The organism is Microbacterium sp. HA-8, assembly GCF_046111165.1.
In the GTDB taxonomy this organism is placed as follows: domain Bacteria; phylum Actinomycetota; class Actinomycetes; order Actinomycetales; family Microbacteriaceae; genus Microbacterium.
Map to the genome: position 1 here is coordinate 1,054,348 of NZ_CP162025.1, position 24,799 is coordinate 1,079,146.

The 24,799-nt window shown below is 70.0% G+C and carries 22 protein-coding genes and 1 tRNA gene; 10 read left to right on the forward strand and 13 right to left on the reverse strand.

The window, feature by feature from the left end:
• Nucleotides 1-31 precede the first annotated feature (31 nt).
• Complete coding sequence (locus AB2L57_RS05005) at nt 32-826, reverse strand: transglutaminase family protein (protein ID WP_292810684.1); 795 nt, start codon at nt 824-826, stop codon at nt 32-34.
• Nucleotides 827-951: 125 nt separating this feature from the next.
• On the opposite strand from AB2L57_RS05005, the gene AB2L57_RS05010 reads away from it, so the two are divergent.
• Nucleotides 952-1,134, forward strand: a complete 183-nt coding sequence (locus tag AB2L57_RS05010; protein ID WP_292810686.1) for a YegP family protein — start codon at nt 952-954, stop codon at nt 1,132-1,134.
• A 51-nt stretch (nt 1,135-1,185) separates the two neighbouring features.
• Nucleotides 1,186-1,261 (forward strand) — tRNA-Lys (locus tag AB2L57_RS05015).
• A 207-nt stretch (nt 1,262-1,468) separates the two neighbouring features.
• Here AB2L57_RS05015 and AB2L57_RS05020 read toward each other — a convergent pair.
• Complete coding sequence (locus AB2L57_RS05020) at nt 1,469-2,500, reverse strand: methionine synthase (RefSeq protein WP_292814338.1); 1,032 nt, start codon at nt 2,498-2,500, stop codon at nt 1,469-1,471.
• A 20-nt stretch (nt 2,501-2,520) separates the two neighbouring features.
• Nucleotides 2,521-3,513 (reverse strand): putative oxygenase MesX, encoded by a 993-nt coding sequence (locus AB2L57_RS05025; RefSeq protein ID WP_409048229.1) that lies wholly within the window; start codon nt 3,511-3,513, stop codon nt 2,521-2,523.
• A gap of 124 nt (nt 3,514-3,637) precedes the next feature.
• On the opposite strand from AB2L57_RS05025, the gene AB2L57_RS05030 reads away from it, so the two are divergent.
• Nucleotides 3,638-4,579 carry a LysR family transcriptional regulator gene (locus AB2L57_RS05030; RefSeq protein WP_292814333.1) on the forward strand — a complete coding sequence of 314 codons (942 nt, stop codon included), beginning with the start codon at nt 3,638-3,640 and terminating at the stop codon, nt 4,577-4,579.
• A 130-nt stretch (nt 4,580-4,709) separates the two neighbouring features.
• On the opposite strand, the gene AB2L57_RS05035 is transcribed toward AB2L57_RS05030, so the two are convergent.
• Nucleotides 4,710-5,369, reverse strand: coding sequence for a fasciclin domain-containing protein (locus AB2L57_RS05035; RefSeq protein WP_292814330.1), 660 nt, complete (start codon nt 5,367-5,369; stop codon nt 4,710-4,712).
• Nucleotides 5,370-5,599: 230 nt separating this feature from the next.
• On the opposite strand from AB2L57_RS05035, the gene sigK reads away from it, so the two are divergent.
• The 4 genes from sigK to AB2L57_RS05055 all read left to right on the forward strand — a co-directional run bounded on the left by sigK (nt 5,600) and on the right by AB2L57_RS05055 (nt 8,734).
• On the forward strand, nt 5,600-6,202 hold the full coding sequence (sigK, locus tag AB2L57_RS05040) for an ECF RNA polymerase sigma factor SigK (RefSeq protein WP_292814326.1): 603 nt from the start codon (nt 5,600-5,602) through the stop codon (nt 6,200-6,202).
• Nucleotides 6,199-6,963 (forward strand): anti-sigma factor, encoded by a 765-nt coding sequence (locus AB2L57_RS05045; protein WP_292814324.1) that lies wholly within the window; start codon nt 6,199-6,201, stop codon nt 6,961-6,963. The genes sigK and AB2L57_RS05045 overlap by 4 nt, the downstream gene beginning before the upstream one ends.
• 41 nt (nt 6,964-7,004) lie before the next feature.
• The gene (locus AB2L57_RS05050; protein ID WP_292814321.1) at nt 7,005-7,643 is read left to right on the forward strand and encodes a DNA-directed RNA polymerase subunit beta; all 639 of its coding nucleotides are present in this window, start codon (nt 7,005-7,007) and stop codon (nt 7,641-7,643) included.
• 206 nt (nt 7,644-7,849) lie between these two features.
• The gene (locus tag AB2L57_RS05055; RefSeq protein ID WP_292814319.1) at nt 7,850-8,734 is read left to right on the forward strand and encodes an aminotransferase class IV; all 885 of its coding nucleotides are present in this window, start codon (nt 7,850-7,852) and stop codon (nt 8,732-8,734) included.
• Between the two features lie 137 nt (nt 8,735-8,871).
• On the opposite strand, the gene AB2L57_RS05060 is transcribed toward AB2L57_RS05055, so the two are convergent.
• The 5 genes from AB2L57_RS05060 to pstS form a co-directional block, all read right to left on the reverse strand.
• Nucleotides 8,872-9,699, reverse strand: coding sequence for an endonuclease domain-containing protein (locus AB2L57_RS05060; protein ID WP_292814316.1), 828 nt, complete (start codon nt 9,697-9,699; stop codon nt 8,872-8,874).
• A gap of 339 nt (nt 9,700-10,038) precedes the next feature.
• Nucleotides 10,039-10,818 carry a phosphate ABC transporter ATP-binding protein PstB gene (gene pstB / locus AB2L57_RS05065; RefSeq protein WP_292814313.1) on the reverse strand — a complete coding sequence of 260 codons (780 nt, stop codon included), beginning with the start codon at nt 10,816-10,818 and terminating at the stop codon, nt 10,039-10,041.
• 50 nt (nt 10,819-10,868) lie between these two features.
• Nucleotides 10,869-11,975: a phosphate ABC transporter permease PstA gene (gene pstA, locus AB2L57_RS05070; RefSeq protein ID WP_409048230.1), complete on the reverse strand. Its 1,107-nt coding sequence runs from the start codon at nt 11,973-11,975 to the stop codon at nt 10,869-10,871.
• A 1-nt stretch (nt 11,976) separates the two neighbouring features.
• Nucleotides 11,977-12,924: a phosphate ABC transporter permease subunit PstC gene (gene pstC, locus AB2L57_RS05075; RefSeq protein ID WP_292812792.1), complete on the reverse strand. Its 948-nt coding sequence runs from the start codon at nt 12,922-12,924 to the stop codon at nt 11,977-11,979.
• A gap of 86 nt (nt 12,925-13,010) precedes the next feature.
• Nucleotides 13,011-14,117: a phosphate ABC transporter substrate-binding protein PstS gene (pstS, locus tag AB2L57_RS05080; RefSeq protein WP_292812795.1), complete on the reverse strand. Its 1,107-nt coding sequence runs from the start codon at nt 14,115-14,117 to the stop codon at nt 13,011-13,013.
• Between the two features lie 162 nt (nt 14,118-14,279).
• Here pstS and AB2L57_RS05085 point away from each other — a divergent pair, with 162 nt between their 5' ends.
• From AB2L57_RS05085 to AB2L57_RS05095, 3 genes are read left to right on the forward strand one after another with little or no spacing between them, the layout of a single operon-like run.
• Nucleotides 14,280-14,960, forward strand: coding sequence for a hypothetical protein (locus AB2L57_RS05085; RefSeq protein ID WP_292812797.1), 681 nt, complete (start codon nt 14,280-14,282; stop codon nt 14,958-14,960).
• Between the two features lies 1 nt (nt 14,961).
• A complete protein-coding gene (locus tag AB2L57_RS05090) occupies nt 14,962-18,942 on the forward strand; it encodes a Pls/PosA family non-ribosomal peptide synthetase (protein WP_409048231.1) in 3,981 nt (1,326 codons plus the stop codon).
• An 11-nt stretch (nt 18,943-18,953) separates the two neighbouring features.
• Nucleotides 18,954-20,243, forward strand: a complete 1,290-nt coding sequence (locus AB2L57_RS05095; protein WP_292812825.1) for a M1 family metallopeptidase — start codon at nt 18,954-18,956, stop codon at nt 20,241-20,243.
• A 19-nt stretch (nt 20,244-20,262) separates the two neighbouring features.
• On the opposite strand, the gene AB2L57_RS05100 is transcribed toward AB2L57_RS05095, so the two are convergent.
• The 4 genes from AB2L57_RS05100 to AB2L57_RS05115 are packed head-to-tail and all read right to left on the reverse strand — an operon-like array spanning nt 20,263 to nt 24,665.
• Entirely contained in the window at nt 20,263-20,814 is a 552-nt protein-coding gene (locus tag AB2L57_RS05100; protein ID WP_292812799.1) for a 4'-phosphopantetheinyl transferase superfamily protein, read from the reverse strand.
• 8 nt (nt 20,815-20,822) lie between these two features.
• Nucleotides 20,823-21,761 carry an NUDIX hydrolase gene (locus AB2L57_RS05105; protein ID WP_409048232.1) on the reverse strand — a complete coding sequence of 313 codons (939 nt, stop codon included), beginning with the start codon at nt 21,759-21,761 and terminating at the stop codon, nt 20,823-20,825.
• Complete coding sequence (locus AB2L57_RS05110) at nt 21,758-23,926, reverse strand: RNA degradosome polyphosphate kinase (RefSeq protein ID WP_292812804.1); 2,169 nt, start codon at nt 23,924-23,926, stop codon at nt 21,758-21,760. The genes AB2L57_RS05105 and AB2L57_RS05110 overlap by 4 nt, the downstream gene beginning before the upstream one ends.
• A 43-nt stretch (nt 23,927-23,969) precedes the next feature.
• Nucleotides 23,970-24,665, reverse strand: a complete 696-nt coding sequence (locus AB2L57_RS05115; protein ID WP_292812806.1) for a winged helix-turn-helix domain-containing protein — start codon at nt 24,663-24,665, stop codon at nt 23,970-23,972.
• Nucleotides 24,666-24,799 lie beyond the last annotated feature (134 nt).

The following is a 24,799-nucleotide window of genomic DNA, read 5'->3' on the forward strand; positions in this document are numbered from 1 at the left end:
TACGATGTCAACAGGTTTACATGCTGATGGCTCAGCCCAGCCGGTCGAGCTTGGTCACATCGTCGTCGGGCAGCACGTCGGCGACCGCGGTCACGGTCATCGCGCCGAGCTCGATCGCCCCCGAAAGGGTCGTGAGGAACGCCGTGTCGGACGCGTCGCGACCCGTCGAGATCCGCAGCATGGTGCCCCGCGGGGCGAGGGTGGTCGCATCGACGACGTGCCAGTCGTCGTCCACGTACGCCTCGGCGACCGCGTGGAAGTCCATCGGGTACAGCCCCGGCGCGTAGACGGCGGCGAGGCGGGCGGGCACGTTCATCGCACGCAGAAGAGCGACGCACAGGTGGGCGTAGTCGCGGCAGACGCCCTGGCGTGCGAGCATCGTGCGCACCGCGCCGTCGGTGGGCAGGCTCGATCCGCTCACGTACGCCAGACGGGTGCCCACCCAGGAGCTGACGGCGCCGAGCAGCTCGACGCCGGTGACGCCCGAGAACTCGGCGACCGCCGTGGGTACGAGGGTGTCGGACTCGCAGTAGCGGCTGGGTCGCAGGTAGCGGATCAGATCGGTCGCATCGAGCTCTTCGGGTACCGCACGGCCGACGACGCTCGCGGAGTAGCTCGCCTCGAAGGAGCCGGCGCCGACGGCGAGGCGTTGCAGGCGTGTGCCGTGCGCGTCGGTGAGCTCCTCGTACTCGACGGGGGCGCCGTCGAGGGTGAAGGAGAGGTTCTCGGTTGCCGGGGTCACCCCCGCCGCGACGGCGATGGAGAACACGAGTTCGGCGGGTTCGAGGACGGACAGGCTGATGAGTGCTCCCACATCGCGCTTCATCGCCCCATCGTGGCAGAGGGGTGTGTCGGCCGCGTGAACTTCGGCCGCCCCTTGTGCCCGAGCGCGCGGCACGACACAATCCCGACAGTGGGGGTCGATGCCGACGACACGAAATGGAGCGGATCATGCCCGGCAAGTTCGAACTCTTCGAGGATGCGAACGGCAAGTACCGCTTCCGGCTGACCGCTCCCGATGGTGCGGTGATCGCGCACTCCGAGGCCTACTCCTCGAAGTCCGCGGCCAAGAAGGGTGTCGCGGCGGTGCAGCAGCACGCGGGTGATGCGAGCGTGATCGATCTGACGGCGTAGCGCGATGCGGCGAAGGGATGCGGCATCCATCGCCGGTAGGCTGGAGGTCACGGGCCTCTAGCTCAGTCGGTAGAGCATCGGACTTTTAATCCGCGGGTCGTGGGTTCGAGCCCCACGGGGCCCACCAGTCAGGCGGCGATCCCCGCTAACGGAGGAGATCTCCACTTCGGAGGATCACAACGCGCCCCAGCATCCTCCGAACCGGGGATCTCCTCCGTTAGCGTGACGCGAGGGTCGGCAAGCCCGAACCGCTCAAGCACGTTCTGTCTGGGGCGTGGTCACGCCGTCACCGATAGCCACGTCGTCTTTCTCCAAACCCGCGAAGCGCGCCCGGTCAGGCGGCGGCGAGCTCGTCGCGGACGATGGCCGCGCCCGCGCTGAGCGCGCTCAGTTTGCCGAGTGCAACATCCCGAGGAAGCGGCGCCATGCCGCAGTTCGTGCTGGGGAGCAGGTTGGCGGCATCGACGAACGCGAGCGCGCGGCGGAGGGTGTCGGCGACCTCCTCCGGCGTCTCGACCGCATCGCTCGCGACGTCGATCGCCCCGAGCATGACCTTCTTGCCGCGGATGAGCTCGATGAGCTCCATCGGCACGTGGGAGTGCTGGCACTCCAGAGAGACGATGTCGATGGCGGAGCGCTGCAGAAGGGGGAACGTCTGCTCGTACTGCCGCCACTCCGATCCGAGCGTCGCCTTCCACTGCGTGTTGGCCGCGATCCCGTAGCCGTAGCAGATGTGCACGGCCGTCTGGGCGCGCAGGCCCTCGGTCGCCCGCTCCAGCGCCGCCACACCCCAGTCCCGGACCTCGTCGAAGAAGACGTTGAAGGCGGGCTCGTCGAACTGGATGATGTCGACCCCGGCCGCCTCGAGTTCTCTCGCCTCCTGATTGAGGATCGTCGCGAACTCCCACGCCAGCTTCTCGCGGCTGCGGTAGTGACGGTCGGCGAGCGTGTCGATCATCGTCATCGGGCCGGGCAGTGCCCACTTGATGGGCTGATCGGTCTGCTCGCGGAGGAATCTCGCGTCGTCGACGAACACCGGCTTCTCGCGGCTCACGGCGCCGACGACGGTCGGCACGCTCGCGTCGTACCGATCTCGGATCCGCACCGTCTCGCGCCGTTCGAAGTCGACGCCGCTCAGGTGCTCGATGAACGTCGTGACGAAGTGCTGGCGGGTCTGTTCGCCGTCACTGATGATGTGGATGCCGCGGCGACGCTGCTCCTGGACGGCGATGCGCAGTGCATCCTGCTTTCCCTCGACCAGCGCGTCGCCCTCCATCTTCCAGGGTGACCACAGGGTCTCAGGCTGCGCGAGCCACGACGGCTTCGGGAGGCTGCCGACGGTGGAGGTGGGCAGAAGTGTGTGCACGATCGGCGGTTCTCCGGTCGTCATCCGATGGGAGCGAGTTCGCGGGCCGCCCACCGCTCCAGGACGTGACCGTGCGGTTTCACAAAATGCTCCTCCGTGTACGTGCCCTGCTTCGCCGCGAGTTGACTGCGCTCGACGCGGTCGTAGGCGATCTGCGTGGGCGAGTAGTCCTGCTGCTCCAGGCTCGGGCGGTAGAGCGCACCCGCGGCCGAGTGGGCGTTGTAGATCTCGGGTCGATAGATCTTCTGAAAGGTCTCCATCGTGCTGATCGTGCCGATGAGCTGCAGATCGGTGTAGTCCGCCACCAGGTCGCCGCGAAAGTAGAACGCGAGCGGGGCGACGCCGCCGGGAGGCATGAAGTATCGGACCTGCAGGCCCATCCGAGCGAAGTACTCGTCGGTCAGCGAGTAATCGTCCTGCCGATACTCGACGCCGAGAACGGGATGCCGGTAGTCGGTGCTCCGATACGTTCTGCTCGTCGAGACACTGATGCAGATCACGGGCGGCAGCGGGAATCGATCCCGATAGCCGTCGGAGTCGAGGAAGTGCCGGAACAGCTTGCCGTGCAGATCGCCGAAGTCCTCGGGAACGGTGAACGCGGCCGCGCCCTCGTTGACCGCCGGCAGCCGCACGCTGAAGTCGTAGTCGCGCAGATACGACGAGAAGTTGTTGCCCACGATCCCGTGGCTGCGGCGCCCCGTGCGTCGATCGACGATCTGGATGTCGAGCACCTCGAGCAGCGGGAACTCCCGATCCGCGCCCTCCGTCGTGAACTGCATTCCCACGGAGACGATCTCGAGTTCGACCGTGTACCGGTCCCGGGTCGGGTTGTCGGCGGCCGCGAGCTCGTTGAAGCGCTGATCGATCATCGCGAGGGCATTGCGCAGGTTCTGTCGGCGGTGCTGACCTCGGGCGAGGTTCGCGAAGTTCGTCGTGATCCGGGAACTCTCCGACGGGGAGTAGTCCTCGTCGAAGCGGGTGGTGGTGATGCTGAACGTGAACTCGCTGTCCATGGTCGGCCAATCCGGTCGGTGATCGGCCGGGGTCGGCCGTGCGGAAGTCGCTACGCACATCGTGCAGGCATCCGACGCCTATCGGGTAACTCGCCCTGACTATCGATGCCTATAGTCTTCACCTATGGCTCGGGCGACAGCATCCATCACCCTGCAGCAGCTGCACTACTTCATCGAGGTCGCCGCCGAGGGCTCGATCAGCGCCGCGGCCGATCTGCTCTACGTCTCGCAGCCGACCATGTCGGCGGCGATGAAGGACCTCGAGGCCCGCGTGGGCCGCGCCCTCCTGCTCCGCTCCGCGCGCGGGGTGACGCTGACCGCGGACGGCGCGGAGTTCCTCGGCTATGCCAGGCAGGTCACCGAGCAGGTCGCGCTGCTCGAGCAGCGCTACCTCGGACGGCCGCCGTCTCGACGCCTGCTCGGGGTGTCGGCGCAGCACTACTCGTTCGTCGTCGAGGCGTTCGTGCGGATGGTCAAGAGCAGCGAGGCGGCAGAGTACGAGTTCTCGCTGCGCGAGACGCGCACCTGGGACATCATCGAGGACGTCCGGACGCTGCGCAGCGAGCTCGGCATCCTCTATCGCAACGACTTCAACAAGAACGTCATCGACAAGCTGCTCCGGGACTCCGGACTCGCCTTCCATCCGCTCTTCCGCGCCGAACCGCACATCTTCATCTCGCGGAAGAACCCGCTCGCCTCCCGCGATCACGTCACCCTCGACGATCTCGCCGGACTGCCGCGGCTCACCTTCGATCAGGGGGCGAACAACTCTTTCTATTTCGCCGAGGAGATCCTCTCGACCCTCTCGAGTGCGCAGGAGATCCGGGTCTCCGACCGTGCGACCATCTTCAACCTCATGATCGGCCTCGACGGATACACGATCTCGACGGGCATCATCAGCGACGACCTCGACCCGGAGATCGTCGCGATCCCGCTCGATGTCGATGAGCGCATCGAGATCGGCTGGATCGGCCACTCCGCGATCCCTCTCACCGAGCAGGCTCGGCGTTACCTCGCCGAGCTGCGGACCGTCGTCGCGGGCTTCGGCGTGGCGCTGCTCGGCTGACCGCCCCGCCCCGCGCCGGGCCGCACCCGCACGACGACGCGGCCGCCGGCACCACCTCGCAACGGGTGCCGACGGCCGCGGCCGTTCCTCTGATCCGTGCCCCCCGGATCGGATCAGAGATCTAGGGTGATCACATCGGGGGCATCAGCACCGTGTCGATCAGGTACACCGTGGCGTTGGCGGTCTGGACGCCACCGCAGATGACGGCGGACTCGCCGTTGACGACCAGGTCGTCGCCGCTGCCGGTGACCTCGAGGTCGGCACCCTGCACGGTGGTGTGCGTGCCGGGGATCTCGTCAGGGGCGACCTGGCCGGGCACCACGTGGTAGGTGAGGATCGAGGTCAGCAGGGCCGAGTCGGTCTGCAGGGTCTCGATCGTGGCGGGGTCGATCTTCGCGAACGCGTCGTCGACGGGCGCGAAGACGGTGAACTCGTCGCCGTTGAGCGTGTCGACCAGGTCGACCTCGGGGTTGAGCTGTCCGCTGACCGCGGAGACGAGCGTGGTCAGCAGCGGGTTGTTCGACGCGGCGACCGCGACGGGGTCCTGGGCCATGCCCTCGACCGAGCCGGCGCCGTCGGGAACGGCGGCCGCGTAGTCCGCGCAGCCCGCGCCGACGAGGTTGGCGGCCGGGTCCATCTCCATCTCCTCCGACATCGAGGGGGTGCTTTCGGGCTCGGTCGTCTCGTCCTCGGTGGCGGTCGTGGCGCCCATCGAACAGGCGCTGAGCGCGAACGTCGCCGCCACGGCGAGCGACAGTCCGGTGGTGAGGCGCAGCTTCGTACGTGACATGGTTTCCTCCTGTGTGTCCGGGGCGGCAGGCCCCTGCTGTGGCACACCCCCGGTGCGGGGGTTGTCCTTGCCGCTGAGCGGCTTCACAGGCTGTTCGGATCGCCCCCGATATCGGATTGAAGTTTCTTCGAAACGGGGGATGCTGCCCCTCAAGGCCGCGGGAGTGTAACGGTTGGCTCTCGCGGGCGCGATCCCGCGCGCGCGACAGGGACGACGGGCGAACGTGCGGCATGCTGGGGTACATGGTTATCGACGGACTCGACGTGCCCGAGGGCGGCGCCGACCCGGTCGATCACGCCGGCGAACTCCTCGTGCGCATCGCGCAGGGCGACAGGGACGCGTTCGCAAGGCTCTACGACCTGCTCTCGTCGCGGGTGTTCGGTTTGATCCTTCGAGTGCTCGTCGACCGCTCGCAGAGCGAAGAGGTGCTCCAGGAGGTCTTCCTCGAAGTGTGGCAATCCGCCGACCGCTTCGCTCCGAACAAGGGTCAAGGAAGATCCTGGGTGCTCACGATGGCGCACCGCCGGGCTGTCGATCGTGTGCGTTCTTCGCAGGCGAGCGTGGACCGGGACGTGCGGGTGGGCTTCCGGGACATGGAAGTCGCACATGACGGGGTCGCTGAGCACGTGGAGCTTCGGATCGAGGGACAACGGGTCGCAACGGCCCTGAAGACCCTGCCCGACGCTCAGCGGGAGGCGATCACCCTCGCGTACTACGGGGGTTACAGTCAGAGCGAGATCGCGGCGCTCGTGGGGGCGCCGCTGGGAACGATCAAGACACGCATGCGGGACGGTCTGACCCGCCTGAGGGCAGAGATGGGGGTGACGTCATGACGGAGCACGATTTCGCAGAACTCGCCGCGGGGCACGCGCTGCACGCGCTCGACCCTGACGACGAGCGCGCCTTCGTCGCCGCCCTCGCTCAGCATCCCGAATGGCGCCACCACCTCGACGCGGACCGCGTCACGGTCTCGGCCCTCGCCGACGGTGTGCCCGAGGTCGCGCCGCCCGCGGCGCTGCGCGCGGGATTGCTCGACAGCATCCTGACCACGCCTCAGAAGCGGGTGGATGCCGAGCCCGCCGCTGCGGCTGCGGCCTCGGTTCCGGTCACGCAGGCGCCGACACGTCGCGCCGGATGGGGGGCGAGGGCGTGGTTCGCGCTCGCAGCCTCGATCGCCTTGCTGCTGGGTGTGGGTGCGGGTGCGACGATCGTCGCGCAGCAGCTGAACCGCCCCGCGGCCGTGGTGGCGCTCGATCGCATCGAAGCGGCGCCGGATGCGCAGAGCGCATCGACGACGCTGGCCGATGGGGGAGAGGCGACGGTGCACTGGTCGGAATCTCTCGGTGAGACGGTGTTCGTCTCGGCGGGTCTTCCGCCGATCGAGGCCGATCAGAGCTACGAGCTGTGGTTCGTGCGGGGTGAAGAGCCGATCGCCGCCGGGGTGTTCACCGCCGACGATTCGGGCACCGCGACCGCGCTGCTGGCGGGGCAGATGGCGCCCGGCGACACCATCGCCGTGACGGTGGAGCCCGCGGGGGGATCCCCCACGGGGCAGCCCACATCGACGCCGATCGTCGCGATCCCCACCGCGTGAGGCGCGCTCGCGCTCGCCGCGGCCGCGGGTAGCCTGGAGTGATGAGCGACGAGAATCCCGGCTTCCACAAGCCCGTGCGTCGTCCCTCCGAGACCTTCGATCGGCTCTTCGCGGCCGATGATCCGGCCGAGGTCTCGCGTGTCGCGCACACCACCGCCGCGGCACTGCTCTCGCGGGTGCGTGACGAGCCCGATGCGGGCGTGATCGACCGCCTGATCGGCTTCACCGATCGGCACGGCATCGACGACATCGCCGAGCTGTGGTCGCGGTCGCCGGCGCGGACGCTGCCCGGCGCGCTGTGGCGCATCTATCTGCTGCAGTTGATGATCCACGACGACCCGCGCACGGCGGCGCTGCTGTACGAGCGCGGGCGCGACGCGCTGCCCTCCGTCGACCCGGTGATCGCGGGCGCGCCCGCCCCTGCCGGACCGGACGAGCTGATCGAACTCTCCGACGCGATCCTGCGCGGGGTCTTCGACGGCGATTTCGGGGTCGCGCTCGATCGCGCGGCCGCGTTCTGCCGGGTGCAGGCATCCGGTGCCACGCATCTCGCGGACGATTACGAGCCGACCGAACCGGGGCGCTCGAGCGAGCTGACGACCCGCGCGCTGCGCCTGTCGACGTTCGCCGTCGACCTCACGGCGGCGGCGGCGCTGTGGCGGCGCGACGCCCTCACCTGAGTTGCCGCGGTCGTGCCGGATGCGGACACAGTAGTGCCGGGCCGCAGAACGCCTCTCGGCGCATGGCCGCTCATAGCGGCAGAAGATGGAGCCCGGGGTTACTGCGGCCCGGCTATGACAGTCTAACCGAGGTCGTGGGCAGGCTGTTCCGAGCTGCCGGATCGGCGGTCCCGAGCGGCGTGGCGACGCGCGCGTAGGCTCGGGGGATGAGCTGGCGTCACGCGCTTCTGATCGACCCGGCGGCATCCGATGATGCCCGTAGCGACTTCGGGTCGACCTTCGCCGAACACGATCCCGGCGCACCCGCCCTGCTGCTCGGCGACCTCAGCGCCCAGCGCGGCGACGGCGTCTTCGAGACTCTGGGCGCCCTCGATGGAATCCCGCACCAGGTCGAGGCGCACCTCGAGCGGCTCGCGCGGTCGGCCGCCCTCATGGATCTTCCCGCCCCGCACCTCGGGCAGTGGCGGCAGGCGATCGCGCGCGCCGCCTCCGCCTGCCCTCCGGGCGAGGCGACGATCAAGCTCGTCCTCAGTCGTGGCCTCGACGACGGACGCACAGCGACCGCGTGGATCTCGGTCGCGCAGGCACCGGATTTCACCGCGGCGCGGACCGGCGGCATCCGTCTCGTCACCCTCGACCGCGGGGTCGACCGCGACGCCGCGGCCCGCGCGCCGTGGCTGATGCTCGGCGCCAAGACGCTCTCGTACGCCGTCAACATGGCGGCGCTGCGCGAGGCCCGACGCCGGGGAGCCGATGATGCGCTCTTCGTCTCCTCCGACGGCTACGTGCTCGAGGCGCCGACCGCGACGGCGCTGCTGCGCATCGACGGGATCTACGTCACGCCACCGGCCAGTTCCGGCATCCTGCACGGCACGACGCAGCTGAGCGCTTTCGCCTGGCTCGACGGGCAGGGGATATCGGTGCAGTACCGTGACGTGCCCGTGTCCGAGCTCGACCGGGTCGACGCGATGTGGCTGCTCTCGAGCGTGCGTCTGGCCGCGCCGGTGCGTGAGCTCGATGCGCGTCCCGTGGTCGTGGATGCTGCCCTCACCGCGGCGCTCAACGCCGCACTTCTGGCCCGCACGTCCTGAGCCCCCCTCTGCCTCCCTCTGCCCTCTGCCCCCCGGCGTCCCCGCGGGCACAGCTGCGGACGCGACGGCCGACACGCCGTGCTGCAGGCCGCGCCAGCGGCGTGTCGCGGCACCCCGTCCGCAGCTGTGCACGGCCCTCATCGCAGATGGCGTCCGGCGGCGACACGAGACAGGATGGCGCGCTCGACGAGATCCCAGTCGTGCACCACCATCGCGTAGTCGAACCGCAGCGTGTCGTAATCCCACATCGCCGCGTGCGCGTCGCGCACGAGATCCTTGTGTCGGCTGGTCGCGTCCGCGTGCCCGGCCTTGCCGTCCACCTCGATCAGCAGTCGCTCCCCGATGATCAGATCGATTCTTCCCACACCGGGCACGCGCACCTGCGTGCGCACGCTCAGGCCGTGGCGCCGCAGTCGCAGCCGCACGAGCGACTCCAGCCCGCTGTCGGCGTCGTTGCGTGCGAAGTCGACGATGGGCTGCACGGCCGCGGGCACCGCGGTACGGAGCGCCGCGCGGCGATGAGACGGCAGCATCCGCTTCCTGAGGGCCGATTCGAGGGCGACGAACATCGCCTCGATGCCGCGGCACTGCAGGATCTGAACCAGGATCCGCTCCACCGCCGGCAGGCCGAAGGCATCGGTCGCGCCGCCGCGGTCCCAGTGCTCGATGCACCGGCATCCGTCGTGGGCATAGCGGTGGCCGCCGCGATGCAGACGGACATGCACCCGATCCGGGTCATCGAGCACCCAGAGCCCCAGGTGTCGGGCTGCGCTCTCGCACGTGAGTGCGCCCCCGTGGGCCGCCGCCGCGAGGGTGGGGGTGCAGGTTCCCGCGGTCGCGTAGATACCGCGCCGCACGTGCCGCAGATCGCCGGATGCTGTCTGAGCGGCGACGCTGCGACGACTCGATCCGTCGCTCCTCAGCGCCGCGTACGTCCGGACGAAGGGGGAGGGACCTGTGCACATCCCTCGAGGGTGGAGCCTCCGGCATCCCGCTCCCGGCTCTGGCCGCGCCGCCCGGGGACGTCCCCTCTCACCCCATTCCTGTGGAGGGCTCACCCCCACCCCCACACCCGACCCGCCGCGAGGCATGCACAGCTGCGGACATCTCGGCCGACACGCCGTCTCTCGGGCCGCCCACCCGGCGTGTCGCGGCATCCGGTCCGCAGCTGTGCACAGCCCGCGCAGGCGCGGCACAGACCGCCCGGCCCCCGTGGCACAAAGAAAGACGGGATGCCTCACCCCGAGGCATCCCGTCTGTGCGGCCGCGTCCGCCCCCGAATGGCGGGCGCGTCCCGAAGGGCCTTACCCGAAACGGCCCGAGACGTAGTCCTCGGTGGCCTGCACCGTGGGGGTGGTGAAGATCGACGTCGTGTCGTCGTATTCGATGAGCTTGCCGGGCTTGCCCGTACCCGCGATGTTGAAGAACGCGGTCTTGTCGGACACGCGCGACGCCTGCTGCATGTTGTGCGTGACGATCACGATCGTGTACTCGCTCTTGAGCTCGCCGATCAGCTCTTCGATCGCGTAGGTCGAGATCGGGTCGAGCGCCGAGCAGGGCTCGTCCATCAGCAGCACCTCGGGCGAGACCGCGATCGCGCGGGCGATGCACAGTCGCTGCTGCTGGCCACCCGAGAGACCCGAGCCGGGGCGGTCGAGGCGGTCCTTGACCTCGTTCCAGAGGTTGGCGCCCTGAAGGGACTTCTCGACGAGAGCGTCGGCGTCGCCCTTGGAGATGCGCTTGTTGTTGAGCTTCACGCCCGCGAGCACGTTGTCGCGGATCGACATCGTCGGGAACGGGTTGGGGCGCTGGAAGACCATGCCCACCTGCCGGCGCACGAGCACGGGGTCGACGCCCGCGGCGTAGAGGTTGTTGCCATCGAGCAGCACCTCGCCCTCGACGCGCGCGCCCGGGATGACCTCGTGCATACGGTTCAGGGTGCGCAGGAACGTCGACTTGCCGCAGCCCGACGGGCCGATGAAGGCGGTGACGCTGCGGGGCTCGATGTCGAGCGAGACCCCCTCGACGGCGAGGAAGTCGCCGTAGTAGACGTTGAGGTCGTTGACTTCGATGCTCTTGGACACGTGTTCCTCTGGGTGTTCTCGGGTGAGGTGAAGGGCGGGGCGTGTGGCGCTCAGCGCCCGAACTTGGGGGCGAAGATCCGGGCGATGAGGCGGGCCAGGATGTTGAGCGCCATGACGAGGGCGATGAGGACGAGCGCGGCCGCCCACGCGCGGTTGATGTACGCCTCGGCGGGAATGCCCTGGTTTATGAACTGCGTGTAGGTGAACACCGGCAGCGTCATCATGCGGCCCTCGAACAGGTTGTAGTTCATGCTCGTCGTGAAGCCGGCGGTGATCAGCAGAGGTGCGGTCTCACCGATGACGCGGGCGATCGAGAGCATGATGCCCGTCGTGATCCCGGCGATCGAGGTGGGCAGCACGACCTTGACGATCGTCAGCCACTTCGGCACACCGAGGGCGTATGCGGCTTCGCGCAGTTCGTTGGGCACGAGGCGCAGCATCTCTTCGCTCGAGCGCACGACGACGGGAATCATCAGCACCGACAGCGCGATCGCTCCCATGATGCCGAGGCGGATGCCGGGGCCCAGGAACAGCGCGAAGAGAGCGTAGGCGAACAGGCCGGCGACGATCGAGGGGATGCCGGTCATGACGTCGACGAGGAACGTGATGCCCTGCGCGAGTCGCTTTCCGGCGCCGTACTCGACGAGGTAGATGGCGGTGAAGAGGCCGATCGGGATCGAGATGATCGCCGCCGCGAGAGTGACCAGTACGGTGCCGATGATCGCGTGCAGAGCGCCGCCACCCTCACCGACGACGTTGCGCATCGACTCCGTGAAGAAGGCGGCCGAGAGGCCGGCCACGCCGTTGGTGATCGCCGTGACACCGAGGGAGATCAGCGGCACCATCGCGATCGCGAAGGCGGTGCTGACGACACCGGTCACGAGGCGGTCGACGGCCTTGCGGCGGCCCTCGATCATCGATGACACGATGGTGATGAGCACGAGGTAGGCCAGTGCCGTCACGACGAGCACACCGGCGATGTTGATGCCGGAGCCGTCGGCGACGGCGAGGATTCCGAAGATCAGCAGGCTCAGCAGCGCGCTCGCGCCCAACAGGGCCCAAGGAACCCAGGTGGGCAGGCGACCGGCGGTGATGCGAGGCGCCTGCGAGGTCGGGGTGGGCGCCGGACTCTGCGTCGGGGTGGACGTGAGTGTCATGTCAGTTGGCTCCCGAGAATTCCTTGCGGCGGTTGACGACCCACCGAGCGAAGGCGTTGACCGCGAAGGTGACGATGAAGAGGATCAGGCCCGTGGCGATGAGCACATTGACGTTGACGCCGTAGGCCTCGGGGAAGGTGAGCGCGATGTTCGCGGGGATCGTGCTGGGGTTCTCGGAGGTGAGCAGACGGAAGCTGACGATTCCGGTGGCGGAGAGCACCATCGCGACGGCCATGGTCTCGCCGAGGGCCCGGCCGAGACCCAGCATCGAGGCGGAGACGATGCCGGAGCGGCCGAAGGGGAAGACGGCCATGCGGATCATCTCCCAGCGAGTCGCTCCGAGGGCGAGGGCCGCCTCCTCGTGCAGCACCGGAGTCTGCAGGAAGATCTCGCGGCAGATCGCGGTGATGATCGGAACGACCATGACCGCGAGCACGATCGCTGCGGTGAAGATCGTGCGTCCGGTGCCCGAGACGGGGCCGGAGAAGAGGGGGAACCACCCGGCGTTGTCGACGAGCCAGCTGTAGACCGGCTGCACGGCGGGGGCGAGCACGAGGATTCCCCACAGGCCGAAGACGACGGACGGGACGGCGGCGAGAAGGTCGACGACGTAGCCGAGCCCCTGCGCGAGTCGGCGCGGGGCGTAGTGCGAGATGAAGAGGGCGACGCCCACCGAGAGCGGGACGGCCATGAGCAGCGCGAGGAAGCTGGCCCAGACGGTGCCGAAGGCGAGCGGCCAGACGTAGTCCCAGAAGTTCGTGCTGAGGATCGAGGCGTCTTCGCTTGTTGCGGCCATGCCCGGAACGGACTGCACGACGAGGAAGATCGCGACCGCGGCGAGCGTGACGAGGATCATCGATCCGGCGAAGAGCGCGGTTCCCGAGAACCAGCGGTCGCCGGGCCGCAGCGGAACCTTCGTGGTGGCGGCCGGTGAAGCGGTGGTGGTCATCTCATCCTGTTCTCGGGTGATGCGGGATGTTCAGTTGTGGGATGACTCCCGGTCCGCGGGTGACCGCGGACCGGGAGCCGAAGGAATTACTCGACGACGATCAGGTCGAGCGCAGCCTGCATGTTCTCACGCTGCGTCTCGGAGATCGGCGCGGAACCGGCGGCGGCAGCCGCCTCGTCCTGACCCTCGGGGCTGATGACGTACTCGAGGAAGCCCTTCACGAGCGGCGCGGTCGCGGCGTCGGTGTACTCCTCGCACGCGATCATGTAGCTCACGAGAACGATCGGGTACGCGGCCTCGTCGGGCGTGCGGTCGAGCGCGATGGCGAGGTCGCCGTCGGTGCGGCCCTCTTCGCGCGGCGAGGCGTCGACGATCGCGGCAGCCGCCTCGGGGGTGAAGCTGACGAACTCGTCGCCGATCCGTACCGCGACCGTGCCGAAGCCCTCGGCGCGCGACGCGTCGGCGTACGTGACCGCGCCGGGAGCGCCCTCGACGGCGGCGACGACACCCGAGGTGCCCTGCGCGGCCTCACCGGTGACGGGGGTGGCGGGCCACTCGCCGTCGGCCTCCCACTCCCACACCTCGGGAGCGGCCTGGGCCAGGTAGTCGGTGAAGTTCTCGGTGGTGCCCGAGTCGTCGGCGCGGTGCACCGGCGTGATCGCCAGGTCGGGCAGCTCGACACCCTCGTTGTCGGCGGCGATCGCCGGGTCGTTCCAGTTGCTGATGGTGCCCGCGAAGATGCCCGCGACGACGGCGGGGGACATGTTCAGCGTCTCGATGCCGTCGAGGTTGAAGATGACCGCGATCGGGGAGATGTAGGACGGGATCTCGATGATGCCCGTGCCCTCGACGCAGGCGTCGAACGGGCCCTCGGCGATCTCGTCGATCGTGAAAGCGCGGTCGGAGCCGGCGAAGCCGACGGCGCCGGCCTGGAACGAGTCGCGACCCGCGCCCGAGCCCGAGGGGTCGTAGCTGATGGTGACGTCGGGGTTGACGGTCTGGAACCCGGCCGACCACGCCTGGACGCCGACCTCCTGGGCCGACGAACCGGCGCCGACGAGCTCGCCCGAGAGGCTGCTGCCGCCCTCGGTGGGCTCCGTCGTGGTGCCGCCTTCGTTTGCGGCGCAACCGGCGAGGGCGAGAGCGGCGACGGCGCCCAGGGCCGCGACGCGCGAGATTCGGGTGATCTTCACTGTGTATCCGTTTCGATCCGTTACAGGGGTATGTGTCCCGGTGCAGGGCACACAGCGACGCTAAGAGGGCGTGCTTAAGAGAGTGCGCCCGGGCGGTTAACGGGAGGTGAACGGCGGAGGGCGCCCCGAGCCTGTTCACGCGGCCCCCATATGCTGTGCGCCATGGCCCAGAAGAGCACGAAGCAGAAGGCCGCGGTCGCGGCGATGGATGACGCGGCGACCGCCGCGAAGCAGGCGCGCAAGGCCGCCAGATCCCTGCCGCCCAAGGCCGCGAAGAAGGTCCGCGCGCTCGCCGACGAGGCCGCCGACCGTGCCGACGCGTCGAAGAAGGCGGTGCGCACCAAGCCCGCCAAGGTCGCCGCCAAGGCCAAGGACGCCGCCGCACGTCTGCGCAAGGCGACCGAGGCGGCCCTGGCGAAGGTCGAGCGCAAGGCGACACTGCGCGCCGAGGCCGAGCGCGCCGCCGCCGAGGCCGCACGCGCCGAAGCTGACGCGAACGCCCGCTCCGCCGAGGCGAAGGCGCTGAAGAAGACCGCCGCGAAGGCCGAGAAGGCCGCCCAGCGCGCGGCGGAGGTCGCCGACCGCGCCGTGCACGATCTCAACTCCTCACCGGAGCCGGAGCCGGAGCCGGAGCCGGAGCCGCAACCCGAGCCCACCCCGGCCGACACCCCCGACCCGGCAGCGCCCGAGCCCACAGCGACCGACGTCCCCCGACCCGCAGCATCCGACGACGACCTCTCCTCCCTCACGGTCGCCCGCCTGCGCGCCCGCGCGCGTGACGAGGGTCGTGCGGGCTACTCGCGCATGACCAAGGCGCAGCTCGTCGCGCTGCTGACCGACTGACGTGAACGAGAGCCCCCGCCCGGCCCCGATCCTGCAGCCGGGCCTCGATCGACGCGCCCACGCGCCCGCCGAGCGCACGCTGCTCGACATCCTGCGCGCCACGACGGCCCGGCACCCGGAGGCATCGGCGATCGACGACGGATCGGGGGCGCTGAGCTACCGCGAGCTCATGGCGCGGGTGGGGCGCACCGCGGCGCGGCTGCATGAGGCAGGGGTGCGCCGCGGCGACCGGGTCGGCGTGCGCATGCCCTCCGGCACGAAGGAGCTGTACATCTCGATCCTCGGCGTGCTCGCCGCGGGTGCGGCGTACGTGCCGGTCGACGCCGACGACCCCGACGAGCGGGCGGCTCTCGTCTTCGGCGAGGCGCGGGTGCGCGGCACGATTCAGGGCGCGGGCGAGTTCCATCCCGCCACCGACACACAGGCGGTGGATGCTGTCGCGGCGACGCCGCGCGACGACCCGGCATCGTCCCTCTTCTCGGGCACGGCCCCGCACCCCAGCACGCACGCGGTGATCGCCGTCCCGCCGCCCACCGCGGACGATGACGCGTGGATCATCTTCACCTCCGGCTCGACGGGGACGCCCAAGGGCGTCGCGGTCAGCCATCGCTCGGCCGCAGCCTTCGTCGATGCCGAGGCGGCGCTGTTCCTCCAGGACGATCCGCTGGGGCCGGGCGACCGCGTCCTCGCGGGCCTGTCGGTGGCCTTCGACGCGTCGTGCGAGGAGATGTGGCTCGCGTGGCGTCACGGCGCGTGTCTCGTGCCGGCTCCGCGCGCGCTCGTGCGGTCGGGCGAGGACCTCGCGCCGTGGCTGGTGCGCCAGCAGATCACGGTCGTCTCGACCGTGCCCACCCTCGCCGCCCTGTGGCCGGCCGAGTCGATCGAGAACGTGCGCCTGCTGATCTTCGGCGGCGAGGCGTGCCCGCCCGAGCTCGCGGCGCGGCTGGCCGATGAGAGCCGTGAGGTGTGGAACACCTACGGCCCGACCGAGGCGACCGTCGTCGCGTGTGCCGCGATCCTCGACGGCACGTCGCCCGTCCGTATCGGTCTGCCGCTCGATGGCTGGGCCCTGGCCGTCGTCGATGCCGAGGGTGCGCCCGTCGCACCGGGCGCGGTCGGAGAGTTGATCATCGGCGGCGTGGGCCTCGCGCGATACCTCGACCCGGCCAAGGACGCCGAGAAGTACGCGGCCATGCCGACCCTGGGGTGGGAACGCGCGTATCGCTCCGGCGATCTCGTGCGCTACGACCCGGAGGGCCTCGTGTTCCAGGGCCGGGCGGACGACCAGGTCAAGATCGGCGGGCGCCGCATCGAGCTCGGTGAGGTGGAGGCCGCGCTGCAGGCCCTGCCGCGGGTCGCGGGTGCCGCGGTGGCGGTGCGGCGCACGGAGGCCGGAATCGACATCCTGGTCGGATACCTGGCTGTCGACGAGGGTTTCGATCGCGCCTCGGCTCGCGCCGATCTCGCGGCGACGCTGCCCGCGCCCATGGTGCCGCTGATCGCGGTCGTCGACGAGCTGCCCGTGCGCACCTCGGGCAAGGTCGACAAGGCCGCCCTGCCGTGGCCTCTTCCCGGTGTCGAAGCCGAGGAGTCCTCGCTGACGGGCGTCGAGGACTGGCTCGCGCAGCAGTGGCGTGCCGTTCTCGGGGTGCCCGTGCCGGATGCCACCGCGGACTTCTTCGACCTCGGCGGCGGCTCCCTCGCGGCCGCGCAGCTCGTCTCGCGCATCCGGGTGCGCGCGCCCGAGTTCTCGGTTGCCGACATCTACGACCTGCCGCGCCTGGGCGCGATGGCCAAGGCGCTGGGCCGCCTGGGCGAAGAGGCGTCCTCGACGTATCGGATGCCGGCACCCACGCCTCGCTCGACGCAGGTCCTGCAGACCCTCATGGGTGTGCCGCTGTTCATCCTGACGGGCATCCGCTGGCTGCTGTATCTGCTCACGGCGGGCGCGATCCTGCGCCTCGTGCCCGGGTTCGACGTGCTTCCGGTCGTGCCGTGGTGGGTGCTCGTGCCGGGCCTGATGGTGTTCGCGACGCCGTTCGGGCGCATGGCGATCGCCGCGGCGGCGGCGCGGATGCTGTTGGCCGGCGTCCGCGCGGGAGATCATCCGCGCGGCGGGTCGGTGCACATCCGGCTGTGGCTGGCCGAGCAGATCGCCGATCAGGTCGATGCGGTGGGCCTGGCCGGTGCGCCGTGGATCAGCTATTACGCCCGCGCGCTCGGCGCCAAGATCGGGCGCGACGTCGACATGCACACGCTTCCGCCCGTCACGGGGATGCTGCAGGTCGGTGACGGTGCCGCGATCGAGCCCGAGGTCGACCTGACCGGGTACTGGATCGACGGCGATGTCGTGCGGATCGGCTCGGTGCGCATCGGCGCAGAGGCCACGGTGGGCGCGCGCAGCACGCTCGCGCCGGGTGCACGCATCGGCCGGCGCGCCGAGATCGCGCCGGGCTCGGCGGTCTTCGGCCGCGTGCGCGCCGACCAGCGCTGGGCCGGATCGCCGGCCGAGCGCGTCGGCGGCGCCGCGGAGGACTGGCCCACCGAGCGTCCTCCCGCGCCGACGCGGTGGCTGTGGGCCTACGCCGCCTCGTCCGCGCTCCTCGCGCTCCTGCCGCTGGTCGCCTTCAGCGCGGGCGGCCTTGTGCTGGCCGCCGGTATGCGCGGCGCCGGCAGCCTCGCCGCGGCGGCGCTCGCCGCCTTCGCCTGGCTCGTGCCCGCCGTGCTCGTGGCGGGTGTCGTCTTCGCGGCATCCGTCGTCCTGCTCGTGCGCCTGCTGCAGGTGGGTCTCGCCGAGGGCACCCACCCCGTGCGCAGCCGTGTCGGCTGGCAGGCGTGGACCATCGAGAGGCTGCTGGATTCGTCGCGCACGATCCTCTTCCCGCTGTACTCGAGCCTGTTCACCCCCCTCTGGCTGCGGATGCTGGGGGCGAAGGTCGGACGCGACGTCGAAGCATCCACCGTGCTGCTCATCCCCGCGATGACGACGATCGAGGACGGCGCGTTCCTCGCGGACGACACGATGGTCGCCTCCTATGAGCTGCGCGGGGGGTGGATGCGCATCGGCGCGGTGCGCATCGGCAAGCGCGCGTTCCTCGGCAACTCGGGCATGGCGGCACCGGGGCACAGGGTGCCCAAGGGCGGGCTCGTGGCCGTGCTCTCGGCCGCACCGCTGAAGGCCAAGGCGGGCACGTCGTGGCTGGGATCGCCGGCCGTGCGCCTGCGCCGGGTCTCGAGCGACGCCGACGAGAGCCGCACCTACCGGCCGCGTGCCGGGCTGCGGGTCGCGCGGGCGCTCTGGGAGCTGTGTCGCATCGTGCCCGTGATCGTGACGTGCGCGATCGGACTCGGCGTGCTGTTCGCGCTCGCCGCCCTCGTGCAGGCCTTCGGCGCCGTCGTCGCCGTGCTGCTCTCGGGCGTGGTGCTCCTCATCGCGGGCGCCGTGGCGGCGGGCGTGTCGACCCTCGCGAAATGGCTGCTCGTCGGCGTGATCCGCGCGGGCGAGAAACCGCTGTGGTCGAGTTTCGTCTGGCGCACCGAGGTGTCCGACACCTTCGTCGAGATGGTGGCGGCTCCGTGGTTCGCGCGATCGGCGGCCGGCACGCCCGCGCTGGCGGTGTGGCTGCGCTCGCTCGGGGTGCGGATCGGCCGCGGCGTCTGGTGCGAGAGCTACTGGCTGCCCGAGCCCGACCTCGTCTCGCTGGGCGACGCATCGACGGTCAACCGGGGTTGCGTCGTGCAGACGCACCTGTTCCATGATCGGATCATGAGCATGGATGCCGTCTCGATCGAACCCGGGGGCACGCTCGGCCCGCACAGCGTGATCCTGCCCGCCGCCACGATCGGCGCGAACGCGACCGTGGGCCCGGCCTCGCTCGTGATGCGCGGCGAGACGGTGCCGGTGGGCAGCCGGTGGAGTGGCAATCCGATCGGGCCGTGGCGCGCGGTCAAGGTGCGCTCGTACCAGTCGAGCGCATCGTGACGGGCGCCCACCTGCCCGCCCCCGACGCCTATGCCCCGCAGAGCGGCGACCTCTCCTACGACGTCGAGTCCTACGACATCCAGATCGACTACAAGCCCTCCACCAACCGCCTGTCGGGTCGCGTCGTGATCAATGCGGTCGCCCGCCGCCCGCTCCGCTCGTTCGCGCTCGACCTGGTCGGCCTGCGGGCCAACAAGGTGCGCGTCGACGGCGAGCGTCGCACGTCGTTCCGGCAGGGACCGCGGATGCTGCGGGTCACCCCTGCGGCGCCCTTGGCCCTGGATGACCGCTTCTCGATCGAGGTCGCGTACGCGGGTGCGCCGTCACCGCGCCGCTCGCGCTGGGGCACGATCGGGTGGGAGGAGCTCGAGGACGGCGTGCTCGTCGCGGCGCAGCCGACGGGCGCGCCGACCTGGTTCCCCTGCAACGATCGACCCGACGACAAGGCCGCCTATCGCATCAGCGTGACGACGGATGCCGCCTATCGGGTGGTCGCGACGGGGGAGCGCCGCGAGGTGCGCCGCGCCGGGGGTTCGCTCGTCTGGACCTTCGAGCAGCCCGTACCCACGGCGACGTACCTCGCGACGGTGCAGATCGGACGCTACGTCGAGACCGCGCTCGAGCTCGACGGCGTACCCGGCGCGCTCCATCATCCGCCGTCGCTGAACCGTGAGGTCGGCACCGCGTTCGCCGACCTCGGCGCGATGATGCGGGCGTTCCAGCACGCGTTCGGGCCGTATCCGCTCGGCCGCTACGACGTCGTCGTCACAGCTGATGCGCTCGAGATCCCGCTCGAGGCGCAAGGCATGGCGGTGTTCGGCTCGAACCACCTCGACGGATCGGCCGAGCGCCTGGTCGCCCACGAGCTGGCCCACCAGTGGTTCGGCAACAGCGTCGGCCTCTCGCACTGGCGCGACATCTGGCTCAACGAGGGCTTCGCCTGCTACGCGGAATGGATCTGGTCCGAGGCTTCAGGGGGCCCCACCGCGGCCGCGCGCGCGGCGGTCCACCACGCGCGCGTCGCCGCACAGCCGCAGGATCTGCTGCTGTCCGATCCCGGCCCCGACCTGATGTTCGACGACCGGGTCTACAAGCGCGGGGCTCTCACGCTGCATGCGCTCCGCGTGCGGGTCGGAGACCGGGCGTTCTTCGAGATCCTGCACCGCTGGTGCGCCGATCACCGGCACGGCCTCGCCACCACCGAGGACTTCGTCGCGTGCGCCGAGGCTGTGACCGATGAACCCCTCGCGGATCTCTTCATGCGCTGGCTCTCGCACACCCCGCTGCCGCCGCTGCCGTAGCTCCGGCAGTTCGCGGGGATCACGAACGGATCGCGAGGCTCACGACCAGTCCGCGAGGACCGCGCACGCGCCGCACGCGATACGGGATGCCGTCGCTCTCCGCCGCGTCCGGTTCGCTGATCCGCGCGACCACTCCCCGCACCCCGCGTGAGATCCGCACCCGCGCCGGATCCACCGACAGGCCGCGCCCATCGGCCTTGAGCACGGCCTCGACGCGGGTCCACCGGCGCAGCGAGGTGCGCCGTCCCGGGGTGATGACCCCGTGCAGCGCCGCGCCGCGCGCCCGTGATCGCGGCTCGGCGTCCACGCCCACGGCATCGACCCGGCCCGCGTCGCCGACCGCCACGAGCACCCACCCGTCCGCGTACGACACGCTCGCATGCACGCCCGCCGCCTCCGCGACCGGGCGTCCGTGCGTCGTGCTCCCGCACCGCGGACACGACCGCGCGATCGCCCCCGTCCCGCCGGCGATCCGCGCGATGAGCGCGTCGGCGACGGCGCGACGCGTCAGCCCGGCATCCACTCGGCACCAGCCGACCCGCACGCCGCCGGCCGCGCGTCGCACGCGCACACGCCCGATCACACGGTGGGCGCGTGCGTCTCGATCGAGACGATGCCCGAGCCGGGGTTCGTCGCCGAGAGATGCACGACCGAGAAGGCGCCCACCTCGAGCGCGGAGGCACTGCCGAGGTACGACCCGCGCAGCGTGCCGGTGGCCAGCGCGAGCTCGGAGAGCACGTCGGGCAGCACGGGACCGTGGCTGCACAGCACGGTGGCCTTGCCCGAGCGCACCCGGTGGCCGATCAGAGAGCGCACGTCGGCGCGGCCCTGCTCCCAGGCGTCCTGGCTCAGCCGGTCGTCGCGGTCGATGCTGCGGCCGAGTGTCGCCGAGAGAGGCACGACGGTCTTCATGCAGCGCACGGCCGGGCTGCTGATGATCTTGCGCACACCGAACGCCTGCAGCGGTCCGACGATGGCGTTCGCCTGGCGCTTGCCGCGTCCCGAGAGGGGCCGCGACGCATCCGGGCCGTCCCAGTCCGAGCGCGAGACCGCTTTGCCGTGCCGGAGCGCGATGATCGGGAACGTCGAGAGCACCCCGTCGTCGACGAGCTTCAGGAAATTCTCGAGGATCTCGATGTCGACGGGGTAGCTGAGGTAGCCGAGCGCCTTCTTGGCGCTGACCCACTCGACCGCCGCGATCTCCTTGTTGGGGACGAAGCTCGACGCGCGGATCGCGATGTCGGTGGCCTCCGCCGCCCAGTAGTGCACGATCTTCTGGCGTCCGTTGGGCAGGTGATACTTCGACACCCCCACGGGCGCGCCGAGCGCGACCCGGATGCCGGTCTCCTCCTCCACCTCCCGCGCCGCGGTCTCGGCGAGCATCTCACCCGGGTCGACCTTGCCCTTGGGCAGCGTGACGTCGCGGTATGCGGTTCGGTGCACCACGAGGATGCGCAGCTTGTTCTCGACCAGGCGCCACACGACCGCGCCCGCCGCGTAGACGGCGGTATCGGTCATCGCACCGCCCGTGCACGCCGGCGGCGCTGCACGCTCGACATGGTGCGGTCCTGGATGTCGATCAGAGGCTTGCCCTCGGCATCCGTGCTGTGCCGTACCCATTCGCCGTCGGGGCCCAGCCACCACGACGAGGTGGTATCGCTCATCGCGAGATCGAACAGGCCCGACAGCTCCTTCAGGTGCGAGGGCTGCACGACGCGCACGAGCGCCTCGACGCGGCGGTCGAGGTTGCGGTGCATCATGTCGGCGCTGCCGATGTAGACCTGAGGGTCGCCGTCGTTGTCGAACGCGAAGATGCGGGAGTGCTCGAGGTACCGGCCCAGGATGCTGCGCACCGTGATGTTCTCGCTCATGCCGGGCACGCCCGGCTTGAGCGAGCAGATCCCGCGCACCCACACCTCGACGGGCACGCCGTCCTGACTCGCCCGGTAGAGCGCATCGATGATCTGCTCGTCGACCATCGAATTGACCTTGATGCGGATGCGCGCCGGCTTGCCGGCGAGGGCGTTGCGGCGTTCCTTGTCGATCAGACGCAGCAGGCCCTTGCGCAGGTGGAGGGGCGCCACCAGGAGGCGCTTGAACTTCTTCTCGATCGCATAGCCGGAGAGTTCGTTGAACAGGCGCGTCAGGTCTCGGCCGACCTGGTCGTCGGCGGTGAAGAGGCCGAAGTCCTCGTAGATGCGGCTGGTCTTGGGGTTGTAGTTGCCTGTGCCGACGTGACTGTAGCTGCGCAGGACCCCGCCCTCCTCGCGGATGACGAGCGCGAGCTTGCAGTGGGTCTTCAGGCCCACCAGGCCGTACACGACGTGCACCCCGGCCTTCTCGAGCTTGCGTGCCCAGACGATGTTGGCGGCCTCGTCGAAGCGGGCCTTGATCTCGACGAGGGCGAGCACCTGCTTGCCGGCCTCGGCGGCGTCGATGAGCGCCTCGACGATCGGGCTGTCGCCCGACGTGCGGTAAAGCGTCTGCTTGATGGCGAGCACGTGCGGGTCTTTCGCCGCCTGCTCGAGGAACGCCTGCACGCTCGTCGCGAACGACTCGTAGGGGTGGTGCACGAGCACGTCGCCCTTGCGGATCGCCGAGAAGATGTCGACGCGGTCGTTGTTGTCCCCGGGCTGGAACGCGACCGCGGTCGTGGGCAGGTGCGGCTTGTACCGGAGTTCGGGCCGGTCGATGCGGGCGAGATCGAAGAGTCCGCGCAGGTCGAGCGGGCCGGGCAGCCGGTAGACCTCCTGCTCGGTGATGTCGAGCTCGGTGATGAGCAGGTCGAGGGTCACCTCGTCCATGTCGTCGGTGATCTCGAGCCGGATCGGTGGACCGAACCGGCGCCGCAGCAGCTCGGCCTCGAGCGCCTGGATGAGGTTCTCGGTCTCGTCCTCCTCGATGACCATGTCCTCGTTGCGGGTGAGGCGGAACGCGTGATGATCGAGGATCTCCATACCGGGGAAGAGATCCTCGAGGTGGTTGGAGATGAGGTCCTCGAGAGGCAGATAGCGCACCCGGCCGTCGGCGCTCGGCACCTCGACGAAGCGCGGGAGCATGGGCGGAACCTTCAGACGTGCGAACTCCTGCCGCCCCGTCCGCGCGTTGCGGATGCGCACGGCGAGGTTGAGTGAGAGCCCCGAGATGTAGGGGAAGGGGTGGGCGGGATCGACCGCGAGCGGCATCAGGACGGGGAAGACCTGGGACTGGAAGTAGTCGTAGAGCGCCGAGCGGTCCTCATCGGCGAGTGCATCCCACGTCACGATCTCGATGCCCGCATCGGCGAGGGCGGGCATGACCAGGGAGGTCCAGGCCGCCGCGTGACGCAGCTGCAGGGTGTGCGCCTCGGCCGAGATGTCGGCGAGCACGTCGGCGGGGGCGCGGCCGACATTCGTCGGCATGGCCAGGCCCGTCACGATGCGGCGCTTCAGGCCCGCGACCCGCACCATGAAGAACTCGTCGAGGTTGCTCGCGAAGATCGCGAGGAAGTTCGCCCGCTCGAGCACCGGCAGCGCCGGGTCTTCGGCGAGCTCGAGCACGCGCTGATTGAAGGAGAGCCAGCTGACCTCGCGATCGAGGTAACGATGCTCGGGCAGCTGCGAGTCGAACGCCTCCACCGCCTCATCGAAGTCGTCGTCGTCGGCATCGCCGAGCCCTGCGTCGAGAATCGATGATTCGAGCATCCCCACATCATTGCAAATGCAGGTGACGCGTGTGTGAACGGGTTCAGGCCTTGCGCCCGCTGGAGGCGGGCAGCTGGTCCTCTTCGTAGACGTTGAAGCGGTATCCGACGTTGCGCACGGTGCCGATGAGCTGCTCGAGATCGCCCAGTTTCGCGCGCAGGCGCCGCACGTGCACGTCGACCGTGCGGGTGCCGCCGAAGTAGTCGTAGCCCCACACCTCGCTCAGCAGCTGCTCGCGCGTGAAGACCCGCGAGGGGTGCGTGGCGAAGAAATGCAGGAGCTGGAACTCCTTGTAGGTCAGATCCAGCGGCTTGCCGTGCACCTTCGCCGAGTAGGAGGACTCGTCGATCGTGATGCCCGAGGTCTGGATGCGGCTGGTGACCTGCTCCTGCGAGAGGCGGCCCATCGCCAGACGAACGCGGGCGTCGACCTCGGCCGGGCCCGCGCTGACGAGGATGACGTCGTCGACGCCCCAGTCGGTGCTGACCGCCGTGAGCCCACCCTCGGTCACCACGAGGATGAGGGGCGCGTCCAGGCCGGTCGTATTCAAGATCTTGCAGAGGGACTTGGCCCCGACGAGGTCGGTGCGGGCGTCGACGAAGATGATGTCGGCGCTCGGGGCGTTGACCAGTTGCGCAGGCTCGGCGGGGATCTGGCGCACCCTGTGGCTCAGGAGTTCCAGGGACGGCAGAACGGGACCGCTGCCGTGTGCGGAACTCAGAACGAGCAGTTGGGCCACGCGAATCCTCTCAGCGACGCCGCCAGGGCCGTCGTGGCCCCCTATCTTACGCCGACGCGCGGGTCGTGCCCCGCCGACGCCGCCGAACGGGCGTCTTGCCTCACGTCAAGATGTCCGGGAGTGAGTGATGCTTG

Bases quoted from the DNA above. Each gene is read 5' to 3' on its own strand.
- pstC (WP_292812792.1), bottom strand. From the start codon at position 12,924: ATGACCACCACCGCTTCACCGGCCGCCACCACGAAGGTTCCGCTGCGG.
- AB2L57_RS05010 (WP_292810686.1), top strand. From the start codon at position 952: ATGCCCGGCAAGTTCGAACTCTTCGAGGATGCGAACGGCAAGTACCGC.
- AB2L57_RS05005 (WP_292810684.1), bottom strand. From the start codon at position 826: ATGAAGCGCGATGTGGGAGCACTCATCAGCCTGTCCGTCCTCGAACCC.
- AB2L57_RS05055 (WP_292814319.1), top strand. From the start codon at position 7,850: ATGAGCTGGCGTCACGCGCTTCTGATCGACCCGGCGGCATCCGATGAT.
- pstA (WP_409048230.1), bottom strand. From the start codon at position 11,975: ATGACACTCACGTCCACCCCGACGCAGAGTCCGGCGCCCACCCCGACC.
- AB2L57_RS05060 (WP_292814316.1), bottom strand. From the start codon at position 9,699: ATGTGCACAGGTCCCTCCCCCTTCGTCCGGACGTACGCGGCGCTGAGG.
- AB2L57_RS05030 (WP_292814333.1), top strand. From the start codon at position 3,638: ATGGCTCGGGCGACAGCATCCATCACCCTGCAGCAGCTGCACTACTTC.
- AB2L57_RS05025 (WP_409048229.1), bottom strand. From the start codon at position 3,513: ATGGACAGCGAGTTCACGTTCAGCATCACCACCACCCGCTTCGACGAG.
- AB2L57_RS05035 (WP_292814330.1), bottom strand. From the start codon at position 5,369: ATGTCACGTACGAAGCTGCGCCTCACCACCGGACTGTCGCTCGCCGTG.
- AB2L57_RS05085 (WP_292812797.1), top strand. From the start codon at position 14,280: ATGGCCCAGAAGAGCACGAAGCAGAAGGCCGCGGTCGCGGCGATGGAT.
- AB2L57_RS05045 (WP_292814324.1), top strand. From the start codon at position 6,199: ATGACGGAGCACGATTTCGCAGAACTCGCCGCGGGGCACGCGCTGCAC.
- AB2L57_RS05050 (WP_292814321.1), top strand. From the start codon at position 7,005: ATGAGCGACGAGAATCCCGGCTTCCACAAGCCCGTGCGTCGTCCCTCC.
- sigK (WP_292814326.1), top strand. From the start codon at position 5,600: ATGCTGGGGTACATGGTTATCGACGGACTCGACGTGCCCGAGGGCGGC.
- AB2L57_RS05110 (WP_292812804.1), bottom strand. From the start codon at position 23,926: ATGCTCGAATCATCGATTCTCGACGCAGGGCTCGGCGATGCCGACGAC.
- AB2L57_RS05105 (WP_409048232.1), bottom strand. From the start codon at position 21,761: ATGACCGATACCGCCGTCTACGCGGCGGGCGCGGTCGTGTGGCGCCTG.